The sequence below is a fragment of the Candidatus Methylomirabilota bacterium genome (genome assembly GCA_027293415.1).
In the GTDB taxonomy this organism is placed as follows: domain Bacteria; phylum Methylomirabilota; class Methylomirabilia; order Methylomirabilales; family CSP1-5; genus CSP1-5.
This window is the reverse complement of the sequence record JAPUFX010000142.1, coordinates 1-14894: the sequence shown is the minus strand read 5'-3', so window position 1 is coordinate 14894 and position 14894 is coordinate 1. Positions and strand designations below refer to the sequence as shown.

Annotated in this window: 16 protein-coding genes; 8 read left to right on the top strand and 8 right to left on the bottom strand. The window is 60.3% G+C overall.

Features of this window, described 5'->3' with window-relative positions:
- From O6929_10500 to O6929_10465, 8 genes are all read right to left on the bottom strand, one after another.
- A partial coding sequence (locus O6929_10500) for an acyloxyacyl hydrolase (protein ID MCZ6480818.1) occupies nucleotides 1-620 on the bottom strand: 620 nt, incomplete at its 3' end.
- Nucleotides 621-657: 37 nt separating this feature from the next.
- Nucleotides 658-1263, bottom strand: a complete 606-nt coding sequence (locus tag O6929_10495) for an ABC transporter substrate-binding protein (GenBank protein MCZ6480817.1) — start codon at nucleotides 1261-1263, stop codon at nucleotides 658-660.
- 29 nt (nucleotides 1264-1292) lie between these two features.
- Nucleotides 1293-4034: an MMPL family transporter gene (locus O6929_10490; GenBank protein ID MCZ6480816.1), complete on the bottom strand. Its 2742-nt coding sequence runs from the start codon at nucleotides 4032-4034 to the stop codon at nucleotides 1293-1295.
- A gap of 30 nt (nucleotides 4035-4064) precedes the next feature.
- Nucleotides 4065-4709 (bottom strand): ABC transporter substrate-binding protein, encoded by a 645-nt coding sequence (locus tag O6929_10485; protein MCZ6480815.1) that lies wholly within the window; start codon nucleotides 4707-4709, stop codon nucleotides 4065-4067.
- A 54-nt stretch (nucleotides 4710-4763) separates the two neighbouring features.
- The gene (locus O6929_10480; GenBank protein ID MCZ6480814.1) at nucleotides 4764-6161 is read right to left on the bottom strand and encodes a TolC family protein; all 1398 of its coding nucleotides are present in this window, start codon (nucleotides 6159-6161) and stop codon (nucleotides 4764-4766) included.
- 37 nt (nucleotides 6162-6198) lie between these two features.
- Entirely contained in the window at nucleotides 6199-6639 is a 441-nt protein-coding gene (gene mlaD, locus O6929_10475; protein MCZ6480813.1) for an outer membrane lipid asymmetry maintenance protein MlaD, read from the bottom strand.
- A gap of 12 nt (nucleotides 6640-6651) precedes the next feature.
- Complete coding sequence (locus tag O6929_10470; GenBank protein ID MCZ6480812.1) at nucleotides 6652-7398, bottom strand: ABC transporter ATP-binding protein; 747 nt, start codon at nucleotides 7396-7398, stop codon at nucleotides 6652-6654.
- Between the two features lie 11 nt (nucleotides 7399-7409).
- Entirely contained in the window at nucleotides 7410-8117 is a 708-nt protein-coding gene (locus O6929_10465; GenBank protein MCZ6480811.1) for an MlaE family lipid ABC transporter permease subunit, read from the bottom strand.
- A gap of 400 nt (nucleotides 8118-8517) precedes the next feature.
- Between O6929_10465 and O6929_10460 the strand changes: the two genes are divergently transcribed.
- The 8 genes from O6929_10460 to O6929_10425 form a co-directional block, all read left to right on the top strand.
- Nucleotides 8518-9438, top strand: coding sequence for a carotenoid biosynthesis protein (locus O6929_10460; GenBank protein MCZ6480810.1), 921 nt, complete (start codon nucleotides 8518-8520; stop codon nucleotides 9436-9438).
- Between the two features lie 80 nt (nucleotides 9439-9518).
- Complete coding sequence (gene hpnH / locus O6929_10455; GenBank protein ID MCZ6480809.1) at nucleotides 9519-10535, top strand: adenosyl-hopene transferase HpnH; 1017 nt, start codon at nucleotides 9519-9521, stop codon at nucleotides 10533-10535.
- Between the two features lie 16 nt (nucleotides 10536-10551).
- The gene (locus O6929_10450) at nucleotides 10552-10944 is read left to right on the top strand and encodes a hypothetical protein (GenBank protein ID MCZ6480808.1); all 393 of its coding nucleotides are present in this window, start codon (nucleotides 10552-10554) and stop codon (nucleotides 10942-10944) included.
- A 54-nt stretch (nucleotides 10945-10998) separates the two neighbouring features.
- A complete protein-coding gene (locus O6929_10445) occupies nucleotides 10999-11736 on the top strand; it encodes a 5'-methylthioadenosine/S-adenosylhomocysteine nucleosidase (GenBank protein MCZ6480807.1) in 738 nt (245 codons plus the stop codon).
- A gap of 19 nt (nucleotides 11737-11755) precedes the next feature.
- Nucleotides 11756-12757 (top strand): NAD-dependent epimerase/dehydratase family protein, encoded by a 1002-nt coding sequence (locus tag O6929_10440; GenBank protein ID MCZ6480806.1) that lies wholly within the window; start codon nucleotides 11756-11758, stop codon nucleotides 12755-12757.
- 49 nt (nucleotides 12758-12806) lie between these two features.
- Nucleotides 12807-13697, top strand: a complete 891-nt coding sequence (locus tag O6929_10435) for a polyprenyl synthetase family protein (GenBank protein ID MCZ6480805.1) — start codon at nucleotides 12807-12809, stop codon at nucleotides 13695-13697.
- Between the two features lie 3 nt (nucleotides 13698-13700).
- Nucleotides 13701-14531: a presqualene diphosphate synthase HpnD gene (gene hpnD, locus O6929_10430; protein MCZ6480804.1), complete on the top strand. Its 831-nt coding sequence runs from the start codon at nucleotides 13701-13703 to the stop codon at nucleotides 14529-14531.
- A gap of 183 nt (nucleotides 14532-14714) precedes the next feature.
- Nucleotides 14715-14894: Zn-dependent alcohol dehydrogenase (locus tag O6929_10425; protein MCZ6480803.1), on the top strand; the 180-nt coding region annotated here is incomplete at its 3' end.

The window sequence follows — 14894 nt, the reverse complement described above, 5'->3', positions numbered from 1 at the left end:
AACAGGCTCGAGTCGATGGCAAGGTTCGGCTCGCGGGTGTCGCCATTCGAAATATGGAGCCACCGCCATTCGCCGGTCAGTGCCGTATTCTCAGAGACGAAGTAATGAAAGCCCAACCCGGCTTGGGGTGAAAAATTGAAGCCGTCCCGCTGACCCGCCACATCGAAGTCCAAACTGAGAACGCCCGCCCCGGCCTCCACAAAGGGAATGAATTTGCCTTCGGGAAGGAAATTGTACCGGAACAGCAAGGCGAATCCCCCCGCGAACCCGCCCGTGGGCTCGGTCTCGAAGAAAAACTGCCCTTCCAACAGCAGCTCAAAGTTCCCCCGGTAAAAGGCCTCCCCCCCCAGGGGGTCGGTGATGCCGATACCCCACCGCGGGGCCAGAAAGACATACTGAAGGTCATCGATCTCAGGGGTCGTGTTTCCGACGGGTAAGGGAAACGCGTATCCGACCGTGATGGCAATTTCCTGCTTGCCGGATCCGAACAGCCGAGCCGGGGCGGCTGCGCTCTCTTGCTTGGATGACTCCGGGCCATCACCCGCTGCCCACCCCTGCATTGGAAGGAGGAGCATCCCCAGGGCCATTGCCAAGAGAAGCGATCCGTACGGCCGTCGCATTCGCCCCCCCTGATCTTCGTGACGTGAAAAGACGGAATCATTCCTCCTGCTGTTTGACGCGCATTTTCTTCACCAGCGAATCGAACGAGGTGGTCTCGATGATCCTGTTGAATTGTGACTGATAATTGGAGACAATACTCACCCCGTCGATGACCACATCGAACAGCTCCCAGCGGCCTTTGCGCCGCTCGAGTTGATAATCGACCGGCAGGCGATCGCCTCGCTTATCCACGAGAATCGTGTTGACCAGGGCGTGTGTCCCGTTCATCGATTCTCCCGTGTACGTAATCCGCTGGTCGGGGAGCGAATGCAGGATCATGCGGCTATAGGAGCGTTCAAAGAGATCCCCGAAGAGGCTCACGAATTCTTGGCGCTGCTTCCTGGTCAGTTCGCCCCAATGGGAATTCAGGGATCGCTCCGCCATTTCCAAGTAGTTAAAGCGGTCGGCAATCAGCTGCCGAACCTGCTGCTTTCGTGCCGCTTCATTCTCTGGACCCTGCAAGGCGGGATCTTTGAGAATGCGCAGGGCCGTTTCCAGGGTATCCCGCACCCGATTCACGGGCTGACCTTCACTCGCTCTAAGCGAAACCGGAAGGGCAACGCCCAGGCAAAGGATCCCGAGCCAGAAGATGCGGAAAATCACGCGTGGCCTCCGTGGGGTGGGATCGCTCATCATTGCTTCCCCCCTTTAGGTGGCTGCCAGGACCCCTTGGAATACAGGACCGCCTGAGGAACCTCCCGCGCGGCCTCGGTCTTCTTCATGCCGTAAAAGCTCCAGAGCAGGGCCGGCAGCACCGTCAGCGAAGCTAGCAGGATGCTCCCCACCCCGACGGACAAGAGGAAGCCAAGGCTGAAAATCCCCCGGTGGCTCGCCACCATCAGGCTCCCAAAGCCCACCATGGTGGTGGTGGCAGAGAGGAAGACCGCCCGACCGGTGCTGTTGGCGACGATGGGCCCCTTCCCCCCCTGCTGCTGATACCGCTTGACGATGTGAAGACCGTTCATGATCCCGTACCCCGCGATCAAGGGGAGGATAATGAGATTCGCCAGATTGAAGTTGACTTGGAAAAGGTCCATGATCCCGAGGGTCCAGGCCCCCCCCACGACGAGGGGGAGCATGGCCAAGAGCAAGTGCGCCAGGCTACCGAAGGACCAGAAGATGACCACCCCCATTGCGATCGCCGCATACAGACCGCCGCGCAGGTACCCTCTTTCCATGGTGGTACCGTGTTCCCAGGCGGAGATCGGATCCCCCATGGCATCCGGGTCCACGGACCGGACCTCGCTCACAAACTCTTGGACGCTTTCCCGCCCCCAGATATTCCCCCGGGGAAATACCTTGAGCAGATAGGTCCCCTCTTTCCCGACAAAACGATCCGTGAGATCTCGTGGCAGATCCGCTACCGTCATCGGGCTCGCCTGGAGATTTTTGCGGAGCACGGTGATCTTATGCTCGAAGTCGGCAAAGAGCTCGGTCTGGTACGCAGCCAGAGCCCGTGTCAGCTCACCAGGATTGCCGGCTCCAAGCCGGGCCCTGAGGGCGTCGAGAAGCCCCCGGGCTTGTTCCAGCTCCTCATCGGACGCCGAGGAGAAGCGCTCCTTGTCTCCCAGCTTGAATCGCATCCGTTCAAAGGTCGTCTGCAGCCTCTTGAGGTTGACCGGTTCCAAACCTCCAAAGGCGGCAGGAAGTTTCTCGAGCGGAGTCCTGAGCGCCCGAATGGCACCCATTTTCTCCCCGGGCTGCTCCGGGAGGAACGAGAAGACGGACTCAACCTGGTCCACGGACGGAAGCGCCTCCAGGCTGCCTGTCTTGGCCTCCACCTCCTCCGGCGACCGAGCGAGGACGATCCCATACCAGGTGGAGGTTCCCCCTTCGGCCAGAAGCCGGTGTTCCCAATCTACCGATTCCGTCCCACGCGCCTGGAGTTCCAAGAGGTTGAAATCGAGCTGAATCTTGCCGAGGGCCGGAAGGGAGATCGCAACCAGCAGGGCCGCCCCGACAATGACGATCCGCGGATGATGACTCCACCCGTCGAACATGTTCAAGAACGCCGTCGGTCGTGCAACGGTCCACGTCCCCGCCCGCCCCTCCTGCAGGACCAGCAGAGCGGGGAGGACCGTGAAGGCCGCCCCGAGACAGAGGAGCAGGCCACTGCCCGTGATGAAGCCCAGCTCCACCAGGCCCTTGAAATTGGTAAGGAGCAGGCTATAGAAAGCGACCACCGTCGTGATCGCCCCCGTGGCAGTGGTCGCGCCCGCCTTTCGGAAGGTGTTTTCCAACGCCTCACCAGGGTCGTACCCCGCTGCCCGCTCTTCCCTGAAGCGCTCCAAGAGATGGACATTATAATCGATGCCCAAGCCGATGAGGATCGGGATGAACATGGCGCTCAGGATATTGAGGGAGCCGACAGTCAGGGAAATGAAGCCGAAAGTCCAACACACCCCCACGGCCAGGCTGAGCAGAGCCCGCAGGGGGGTCAAGATGTTTCTCCAGAACATAATAAAGAGGAAGGTCACCCCCACGATGGCGAGGATGGTGGCCACGGTGGCATCCCGTCTCGCGGTCACCATTTCGTCCGACGCCAGTGCGTCGGACCCGGTGACCCCGGCCTCAATGCCCGGGTACTCTCGACGGAGTTCGGCGATGGCCGTCCGGATCCGCTCGATCGACTCCCGGCTCGGGACGAGGCTCTGCCCGCCCGTCTCCCGGATACTGGTCAGGAGAACGAGATACCGCTTTCCGGCGGTCAGCAGGTACCCCTCCGAGACCGGTTCCTTGCCGGTACCCAACCACGCGCCCCAGGGTGAACCGAAGGAGCGAACGCCGTTCGACCAGTCCAGGACCTGCCGGAGCATGGAGTTGAGGAATACGAGATCCACCTCCTCCGACTTGTTCTCCTCCTCAAGGAAGCCGGTAAAGAAATGCCCGACCAGGGCCTGACCCATCTCCCGGTTGATGCCCGCAAACAGGGTGTTGAGCCCCGGTGCGGTGGTCACGTCCCGGATCAATTCGCGGTGGTCATCGATTTTGCCGTGGACCTCTTCCAGCTCCTCCGGAGTCAGGTACTGGAGGGAATGAGCCTCGAACGGGGCCTCGTCGACCCGATAAAACACCTCAGCGATGTGCTCCGGGTCACTCTGGAGTCGCACGGCCAGGCTCGAGACAAACTGCTTTGCCCGGGACAGATCCGTGGCGTCCACAACCACAACGACGCCATCCCGGTCTGGAAACTCCCGCTTATAGGCCCGCTTCAGTTGGGCAAGCCGCTGATCGGTAAAGACCAGCTCCGCCCGACTTGGGCGAATCTCCATCCGACGCGCCGCGACCAGCAGAGAGAGCACAGCGAGCAGACTCGTCAGGAGGAGGACGACACGAGGAGAGTTCAGAATCACACGGGACCACCGCCGGGCCATAATCGGTACTGATCCTCCCTGGAACTCCGCTTACTGTTTTCGTCTGGAAGCGGTGCTCTCTTCCGCTGCTTCGACCTCCTGCTTGACCCGCATCTTTTTGACAAGCTCGGCATACGAGCCCCTCTGGATGATGCGGTTGAACTGGCTCCGGTAGTTGCTGACCAGGCTGATGCCATCGATCACCACGTCGTAGATCTTCCACTGGTCGTTGCGACGGATAACCCTGTAATCAATGGGAATTTCCACATTCTCCTCTCTGTCAGAGATCACGGTGCTGACGACCCCATACTTCCCGTCCACCCGCTCCTTGGTATAGATGATTTCTTGATCGGTATAGTGTTCGATCTTCTTGCGGTACGACCGCTCCAAGAGATCGGAAAAGATGGCCACGAACTCCTCCCGCTCCTGGGCAGTCCGCTTGCGCCAATGCGTGCCGAGGCAGCGTCTCGCCATCTCCGAAAAGTCGAACCGGGCATAGATGATCTTCCTCATCTGTTTTACCCGGACCCCCTCCTTCTCCGGGCCCTGCAGCGCCGGGTCCCTCAAGATGTCGAGGACCCTGTCAATCGTGCCCCTCACCTGTGCCGTCGGCCCGGCTTGGGCGAAGGACAAGGACGAAATGACCAGGGCACTCATCCCGCAAAGGATCAAGGCCTTCCGCATCACCTTTCTCATCTTCTCCCCCTTCCTGATGAGTTCACGCGCCCCTGTTCGCCCCGCCCACACGTCCTATTGCACTGTGAAGCTCCTCACAGCCTCCCCGGTCGCAAAGTCCAGGTTGGCGAGGGCGATGCGCTGAGCGTGGATGGCCCTGAAGTTTTCGACCCGAAACTCGATATAGAGAATGAACGCCTGGGTGAGCTGAACGACTTCACCGATGCCCAGGTCAAGATTCGCCACGGCCGTCACCAGCCACCGCCGGGCATTCCGGTAGGCGTCCTTGGTGTTCTTGATGTTCGCTGTGGCCGTCTGGAACTCCTCGTATGCCTTCCGCACCTGGAAGGGGATCCCCAGATCAGCAAAATCCTTCTTGTAGATCAGCTGCATGTGCTCTGCCCTGGCCTCGTCGATCCTCCCCTCCGTGATCCCGAAGTCGAAGTGCCAATTGAGGCCGAGGAAAAACCCGCCCTGTGTGTGCATCAATGGATCGGTAATGATCGGGACGCGACTCCGATCGCGATTGGTCGCCCCAGCCACATCCGCCAAGGCCGCGGCGAAAATTATCGGATACCGGTCGGCAACAGCGGCCTCCACCAGGGCCTCCCGGGCCTTGATCCCCTCCCTGAGCTGCACGAACTCTGGGCGGATCTCATCGGCGGTCTGCTCATAGTCCTCGACCCTCCTGAGGGCCACGGCGGCGGCGGTGAGGTTCCTGTCCACCAATTTGAACTGCACTCCTGGTTCCAGCTGCATGAGTGTGCGAAGTCCATCCATGGCGATCGTGTGCCCCTCCCCGGCATCGGCAATCCCCTTCTCGATCCTCGCCGCGAAGGAGCGCAACTGGTACACGTCCCCTAACGTCGCTGCGGCAGACCCCGCCTCGACCCGTCGTTCGGTCGTTTTCAGGGAATCTCGGACGTCCTTCAGGAGGCCCTTGAGGAATGCCCGCGTGTCACTGGCCAGTAGGGCCCCGTAATACGCCTGCTTGACTTGCAGGACGACTTCGGAGGCCTGCTGACCCACGGCAGCCTGGCTCACCCGCACACCCCGGCTGGCCGCCTCCCGGAAGGAGCCGATCTTATTAAAGGTGTACAGGGGCTGGACCACGCGGATGACGGCCCGGCCAAAGACGCCGTTGACCTTGATGTCGCTCGTCGTCGTCTTGGAGTCGATGATCCCCGTATCGCTTCTCAGCTCGTTTTTGGTGGACGGGCCCCCGAAGAGGTTCGCGTCGATCTGTGCCCACCTGGCGGCATCAGCCTGTCCCTTTAAGCTGAGGCTCGCGTCCACACCGGCGCGGGATTCTTTAATCCTATTGCTCACGGCCAGCGTCCGCTTGATGGCGTCCTGGAGACTGATGACCAACTTCCCTTTCCCTTCACCGGGGGGCTTACCTTGAGCGGCTGCCGAAACAGGTGCCAACAGGAGCAGGAGAAAGCAGAGACCAGACACTATATATGTGGCCACGGAATTCCTCCTTTGCGGCACAAGAGTTTCTCGGCCCCTAAAACTTTCCAAAGATAAGACTGCCGATCATCTCCTCGAGATCAAGGGGTGGTTCCACCTCACGAATTTTGTCTCCCGGAGCGATAATCTCATCGGACCCTCCGGGGCTGAGCTGGACATACTTTTCGCCGATAAGCCCCTTCGTCTTGACAGAGGCGATGGTATCCTCCTGCAGCTCGATGCCATTGTCGATCAGCAACGTGATTCTCGCCCGGTAGTTGACCAACGTAATGTCCTGGACCCGACCGACCCCCACCCCGGCGATCTCGACACTGGCCCCTTCCTTCAATCCGCCGACGGTGGGGAAGTCTGCGTAGATCACGTATCCTCCCAATCCGAAGACCTCCATTTTGCCCAGCCGAACAGAGATATACCCGAGGGCAAAGATGCCTATCAGCAGGAAGATGCCTACGACCACCTCGAGATCCACGCGTCTCATCCTACGCTCCCATCAGTCCGGCTGGATCGGACCCTCTGGATCGCCGCTGATAAACTGTCGGACCACCGGATTGGTGGAGGATTGTATCACCTCCGGGGGTCCCTCCTCGACCACCACCCCCTTATGCAACATGGCCACGCGGTCGGCAATACCAAAGATCTCGGGGATCTCGTGACTGACCATGATGGCCGTATAGCCGACGCGCCGATGCAGGTCAAGGATCAGCCGGTGAATCGCATTGACCATGATCGGATCGAGACCGGTCGTCGGTTCATCGAAGAGCATGATCTCCGGCTCCATGGCCAGGGCGCGGGCCAGGGCCACCCGTTTCTTCATCCCCCCGCTCACCTCGGCCGGATACTTGTGTCCCATGTCCGCCAGGCCCACCTGCTTCAAAAGGGACAGGCACTTCTCCCGGATAGCCTCCCCGGGAAGGCGGGTTTTCTCCCGCAACGGAAAGGCCACGTTCTCATAGACGGTCAACGAGTCAAAGAGCGCTCCCCCTTGGAAGACCACCCCGGAGCGCTCTCTGACGCGGTCAAGGGCCTGCCCCTGGAGTCGAGTAATCTCCACACCGCCGATAAGAACCTGCCCTTGATCCGGCTGGAGGAGGCCCATCAGGTGCTTCAGGAGAACACTTTTCCCCTCGCCACTCCGGCCGATGACGACCAGGATCTCCCCCTGGGCCACCTCGAGATTCACACCGCGAAGGACCCGCTGCCCGTCGAAGGACTTATGTAGGTTGCGAATCGTGACCATTCGCCCCGACGCTATAACAGGACCGAGCCCAGAAAGTAGTCCCAGATCAGGATCAACACCGAAGACATGACCACGGCCTCGGTGGTGGCCCGGCTCACGCCCTCTGCCCCGTACTCGGTGTGGAATCCCTTGTAGCAGCAGACCCACGTCATCAGCAGCCCAAAGCTCAACGATTTGAGGATCCCCTGGGTGATATCCTCGAAGTCCACATACGTTTGTATCTCCCCGAAATAGGTCCCCCCTGCGACCCCCAAGAGCTTCACCCCCACGAGATACCCCCCGTAGATCCCCACCACGTCAAAGATGGCCGTGAGAAGGGGAAACGCAATCAGGCCGGCCAGGATGGTCGGGACGACGAGATAACGCATAGGATTTAACGCCATCACGGTGAGCGCATCGATCTGCTCGGTGATGCGCATGATGCCGATCTCAGCCGTCAGGGCCGAGCCGGCTCTCCCCGTGACCATGAGGGCGCACAGGACGGGCCCTAACTCCCGAATCAGGGACAGGGCCACCACCGAGCCCAGGAATCCCTCCGAGCCGAACTTCCTCAACGTATGGAACACTTGGAGACCGAGGACCATTCCGGTGAAGGCCCCCGTCAGCACAATCACGGAGAGGGATTTCGCGCCGATGAAGTGGATCCGGCCAATCATCCGGCGCCACTTGAGCGGAGAGCGAAACATCCACAAGAGGGCAGAGCTGAGAAATATCACCATCCGCCCCCCATCGCGGAGGAAACGCAAAAACCACCCTCCGAGCAAGCGCACGAGCCCCACGCCTCGTCCTCAAAGAGATTGCGAGTGCCATCCCACGAAAGCCCTCGACCCTAAAAACTCGATTCTACTCACTAGGGACATCAGTGGCAAGCACGAAAAACTGACCCGGCCCGAAGGAAAATAGACCCCGGTTCTTCTATTATAAGAGACCGCAGATGTCAAGGACGACCGGGGGGGGAAATAGAACATGCCCGTACCCTTGGATATCCCCGATCCCCGTGGCCCTCGCCGGATCACGGAGTTCCGCGTCATCAGGATGATTTTTTCGTTGCAAAATCCCGGAATTCCATCTACGCTAAGGCCTTACGCGTATCTCCCACCCGATGATGAAGGACCTACGATGGACTCTTTCTTTGTTCTACTCGTCGGGACGATCCTGTTACGACCATACGTCTTCGCCTTCTTGCTCCTCTATCTTTTCGCCGCCGTGGCTGATATGGGATGGCGCCGGACTCTTCTCTTTACCGTGGTAGGGTGGGGCGTCGCTTTCGCCGCCGAAGCCCTCTCGATTCGGGTCGGGATTCCGTTCGGCCTCTACCACTATGTTCCGACGACAGTGGACCGAGAGCTGTGGATCGCCGGGGTTCCCTTCATGGACTCCCTCTCGTTCATCTTCCTGGCCTATGCGAGCTGGACGCTCGCCTGCCTGGCGCTCCTCCCGTTGTCCCGGGAGGGAAACGGATGGCGCAACGTCTCCCTTCCCGTCCAAGGGCGGTTGGGGGGCCCCGTCTTCCTGCTCACCGTGGTCCTCTTTGTCCTGATCGATATCGTCATCGACCCCGTTGCTCTCCGAGGCGACCGCTGGTTCCTCGGCCAGATCTTCTACTATCCCGAGCCGGGTGCCTACTTTGGGGTCCCGGTCTCCAACTTTGTCGGATGGGCGGTGGTGGGCTCCACGATCATGATCCTCTTTACGCTGCTCGAGCGGCGGGTCACAGACGAACCACCCCGTTGGGCGGCGCAGCTCCCACTCCGTCCTCTCTATGGACCGGGCCTCTACTACATCGTCCTGGGGTTTATGCTCACCGTGACCTGGATGATCGGGGAAAAGACCCTCTTCCTCGTCGGCCTCTCCATCTACGGCCCCTTGACGGCACTCCTGGCCACTACCATCGTCATGCGATGGCGGCAAGGCCAGAGCTGCTCGCTCGGCGGGAATCTTGAGGCACGGGAAGGCGTTATATTAGGGGGAGGCATGCCCACGAATGGTAGAGGGTCGCTTCCCGCAGAGGCAGTCTGGAAGGACCTGAACCCCAACTAAGCAGTTCCCTTGAGGGAATCCATCGAAGCGAATGATCGGACCCCGGAGGGGAATAAAACGGTGATAGGAGGCCACACGATATGGCAGTTCCTCTGTCACAAGCGTTGACCGTTACATTGTACGTCCTCCGTCAAAAGTTGCGCGGGAACAAACACTATCCCCTCGTGCTCATGCTCGAGCCCCTCTTTCGGTGCAACCTGGCCTGTGCAGGCTGCGGAAAGATTCAATACCCCGAACATGTGCTGAACCGACGCCTGACGCCCGAAGAGTGCTGGGCAGCCGCAGAAGAATGTGGGGTGCCGATCGTCAGTATCCCGGGCGGTGAGCCCCTCATCCATCCCGAAATGCCCGAGATCGTTCGGGGATTCATCGAGCGCAAGAAGTATATCTACCTCTGTACCAATGCTCTACTCATGGAGCGAAAGCTCCCCGAGTATACGCCGTCCACATACCTCACGTTCAGCGTGCACATGGACGGCCTCAAAGAAGAACACGACATGGCCGTGTGTCGGAACGGGGTCTACGATATTGCGGTAAAGGCGATCCAGGCGGCGCTCAAGCGTGGCTTCCGAGTCACGACCAATACCACCCTCTTCGAAGGGGCCAATCCCGACCGCGTCCGACTATTCTTTGACGACATGATGGACCTCGGCGTCGAGGGGATGATGATTTCGCCCGGGTACAGTTACCAGAAGGCCCCAGATCAGGAGCACTTTCTTCGACGAAATCGCACGAAGGAGCTCTTTGCGGCGATCCTCACCAATCGCAAAAAGCAGTGGGACTTTAACCAGTCCCCATTGTTCCTCGAATTTTTAATGGGCAAGCGGGACTACCAGTGCACACCCTGGGGCAATCCCACCTACAATATTTTTGGCTGGCAGAGACCCTGTTATCTGCTCCAAGACGGTTACGCGGCGACCTTCAAGGAATTGATCGAGACCACCGACTGGGACCGGTACGGCACCGGGAGGAATGAGAAGTGCGCCGATTGCATGGTCCACTGCGGCTATGAAGCCAGTGCAGTGGATGATACGTTCAGTTCATGGTCGGGACTTGCCCGGACCGCCAAGTTGACGCTCCTTCCGAACTTGCAATAAGAGGCGTGAAAGGCCCATGCCGCAGGAAACGAAGAGCCATGGATCGGAGAGACCTCAGTGGGAAGGCCGGTCTTTTCGGTTTACGAAGCAGACGGGGTTGTTTGAGGTGATCGAGGCGGCCTTCGATTATCGAGGTGATGTGACACTCGAGCTCAAGGACGGGAGCCGAATCGAAGGGTACATATTCACCCGCGAGACGCGAGGGACCGATCCGTATATCCTGCTTTTCCCCAAGGACGAGCCCGGCACCAAGGCGATACAGTACACCGATATTGTGGCTGTCGAATTTACGGGGGAAGACACCGCCTTTGGGACATCTTGGGAGGGCTGGGTCGCCAAGAGCGAAGCGATGCGCAAGGCCGAAGCGGAGAGGACTCGCGCTGAGGCCGAGGCCCGTGGGGATCTTTAAAGCGATATTGCTTCGGCTCGGAATGTGGAGTGACGGCGTCCGGAGGGCGGCGAAGTGAGTCGATTGGCTCCCGGTGCGGTGGCCATCGTCGTGGCCCTTCCATGGGAGGCCACCCCCTTAGCGAAGCACCTTGGCCTCACGAAGTCCGAGGTCCTGGACGGGGTCACCCGGTACCATGGATGGGGAGGTCGGCTGCTCCTCATTCAGGCGGGGATGGGCGCTCATGGAGCAGCCCGCGCCCTCACTTCACTTGAGACGCCTTCGCTCCTCTTGTCGGCAGGATTCTGTGGCGGACTGAGGCCTGAGATTGGCCTCGCCGACATCATCATCGGCTCGCAGGTGGTCCGAAATACCGGGTCCTTTCCCGCCGACCCCTTCTTGCTGGAATCTGCATCTCGCGCATTTAAGACCATCGATTGTCCCGTCCACGTGGGCACCATCCTCACGGTCGATGAAGTCGTCACCCCGGCCGACGGGATACAGGGACGGGCGGAGCCGGAAATCCTCGCGGTGGAGATGGAGAGCGCCCACCTTGCCGAGGCGGCGCAGCGTCATGGGGTTCCGTTCCTGGCCATCCGAGTCGTCTCGGATACCCCGTCCGCGCCCTGGGCGACTGAAGGGAGGCACTTACTGAAACCGGATGGCCGCCTGAACCCTGCATCTCTCGCCATTTCTCTCCTCCGCCAACCCTCCCGGATCCCTCGGCTGCTCCACCTCGCTTCCAAACTTCGTCCGGCCACCCGCCGGCTCGCTCAGGGCATCGAGGCCCTTGTGAAGTCGCTGGGAGCGTGAAGGTTATGGAGACAACGGTATGAAGGCACTAGTGACGGGGGCAACCGGTTTCGTCGGGGCAAATCTCGTCCGGGAGCTTCTTGAAGACGGGACCGCCGTTCGGGTCCTAGCCAGACCCGGAACTCCCAGAACCACCATCGAGCACCTCGACGTCGAAGTGATTCCTGGAGACCTCCAGGACCGGGAGCTGCTTCGGCAGGCCTTGAACGGGTGCCAGGTTCTCTACCACGTAGCCGCCCGGTATAGCCTTTCCGAAAAAGACGCGGCCGAAATGTACCGGGCCAATGTGGAGGGGACGCGAAACATCCTGGAGGTTGCTCTTGACGTAGGGATAGAGCGGGTGGTGTACACCAGCACGGTCGGGGCGCTGGGAATCCCCAAGGATGGGGTCCCGGGGAGCGAGAATACCCCGGTCACCCTGAGTGACATGATCGGCGCGTACAAGCGCTCCAAGTTTCTGGCCGAGCGTGAGGCAGAGCGGATGGCACGCCTGGGACTGCCCGTTGTCATCGTGAATCCCTCCGCCCCCATCGGGCCGTGGGATGTCAAGCCGACCCCGACCGGCCGGACACTCGTGGACTACCTCAACGGACAGATGCCTGGGTACATCCACACCGGTCTCAACCTAATCCATGTGCGGGATGTAGCCCGGGGTCACATCCTGGCAGCCCAGAAAGGACTGGTCGGAGAAAAGTATGTCTTGGGAAACACCAATCTGACATTGCGCGAGATCTTTCACATGCTGGAGCGGATCTCCGGGGTCCCCGCCCCCCGCTGGAGGATCCCCTATCCGGTGGCCCTCCTGGCCGCCGGCGCGTCCGAGCTGTATGCCCGGGTGCGCCGCCAGGATTCCCCGATTCCGCTGACCGGTGTCCGCATAGCGCGCAAGATCATGTTCTTCGATGCGTCAAAGGCAGTCCGCGAACTCCATCTGCCTCAGACGCCGGTCGAGGAAGCACTCCGAGAGGCGGTGGAATGGTTCTGGGCCCATGGATATGCCCCCCGGAAAGGGGGGGTATAGGCGTATAATAAGGAGAGGTGTGTCCCGTTTCATGACGGCGGGAGGATCAGTGGATCTCAAGGCGTATCTCGAACATCGGCGAGCCCTGGTGGAGGAAGGCCTAAAGCGCTTTACACCGGGGGAAGAGACCTTGCCCCCCGAGCTGCACGAGGCCATGCACTATAGCCTCTTCGCGGGGGGAAAGCGCCTCCGGCCGATCCTCACCATCGCCGCCGCTGAGGCGGTGGGAGGGAGAGCGGAGGATGTCCTGCCTGTCGCCTGCGCCTTCGAGTACATTCACACCTACTCTCTGGTTCACGACGACCTCCCCGCCATGGACGACGACGATCTCAGACGCGGTCGCCCCACCTGTCATAAGGTATTCGGCCAGGCCATGGCCATCCTGGCCGGGGATGGGCTTCTCACCGAGGCCTTTGCCCTCCTGACGAATCCTGCATACGTCGCCCACCTCGATCCACGCCTCCTCCGGATGGTGATCCACGAGATCGCCCTTGCCGCCGGGTCGCAAGGAATGGTCGGGGGACAGGCGGTGGATATCCAGTCAGAGGGAAAGGCCGTCGAGTTGCCGTTCCTCCATTACATCCATACGCATAAGACAGGGGCCCTCATGCTCTGTACCCTTCGGGCCGGGGCCCACCTGGGGGGTGCAACCGCAGCAGAGCTCGAGGCGATCACGCAATACGGAAAGGCAGTCGGCCTCGCCTTTCAGATCGCCGACGACATTCTGGACATCGAGGGAGAGGAAGCACTGCGCGGAAAGAAGGGGGGCGGGGATGTCACGCGAGGCAAGGCCACCTACCCGGCTCTCGTCGGGATTGACGAAGCCAAACGGGAGGCCCAGCGCCTCCTGGAGGAGGCGCTGAATGCCATTGCCTCGTTCGACCAGCGGGCAGATCCCCTCCGTGACATCGCCCGCTACATCGTCTCCCGAAAGGCATAAGGTATGTCCGAGACGCCTGCCCGACTCGTCAGAAAGAGTCGCTCCAGCTTTTCTTACTCCTTCCGGTTCCTCCCCCGGCCAAAACGAGAGGCGATCTATGCCGTGTACGCCTTCTGCCGCGTGGTGGATGATATCGCCGACGATCCCGGGGACGTGACGGAAAAGGCGGAACGCTTGAAGGGTTGGCGAGAGGAGATCGACCGGTGCTACGCCGGTCAGCCGACCCATCCGATTACCACACAGCTCCGTGATTGTCTGAACTGCTACCCGATTCCCAAGGCCTATTTCGAGGAGCTCGTCGCCGGGGTGGAAATGGATCTGACCATCAGCCGATATGCCACCTTCGCCGACCTCTACACTTATTGCTATCGGGTGGCGTCGGTGGTGGGCCTGATCTGCATCGAGATCTTTGGCTATAGCCGGGAGTCCACCAAGGAGTATGCGATCAATCTCGGGCTGGCCCTGCAGCTGACCAATATCCTCCGCGACATGAAAATGGACGGTCAACGGGGGCGCATCTACCTGCCCCAAGAGGACCTGCAGCGATTCGGCTACCGGGAGGAAGATCTCCTGAGCTGCCGGTACACCCCCGAATTCTTCCCCCTCATGCGTTTTGAGGCGGACCGAGCCCGCGAGCACTTCCGGCGGGCGGCGGACAGTCTCACACCTGAAGATCGGAAAAATATGGTGGCCGCTGAAATCATGGGAAGAATCTACCGGGAGACCCTGGAGACCATCGTGCAAAAGGACTACCGGGTTTTCGACGGGCGCGCTGCCCTATCCAGTCCCCGGAAACTCCAGATCGCCGTTACCACCTGGGCGAAAATCCGATGACCGTTATCCGACGACCGTTACCCGATGACCGATTACCGTTTTCCGATGACAGGAAAAACCTTTTTCTTCTTTCTTCCTCGGCGTCTCACAGAGTTTTCATCCGTCAACGATTTGCGGTCATCGGTCGTCGGTCATTGGTGGTGGGTCAACCGCCAACACTAATTGGTCAACGCGAAAGGGAAGATGGTGAGGCGCAATATTGAAACGATGAATGCGGCGGTCTACCAGGGGAATCGGCAGATTCGCCTGGAACAGCTTCCCCTGCCCAAGATCGGGCCGGGGGAGCTCCTGGTCAAGGTCAGCGGATGTGGTCTCTGTGCGACCGACGTGTCCAAGGTGGATCACGCCCTCGTGACGCCTCCC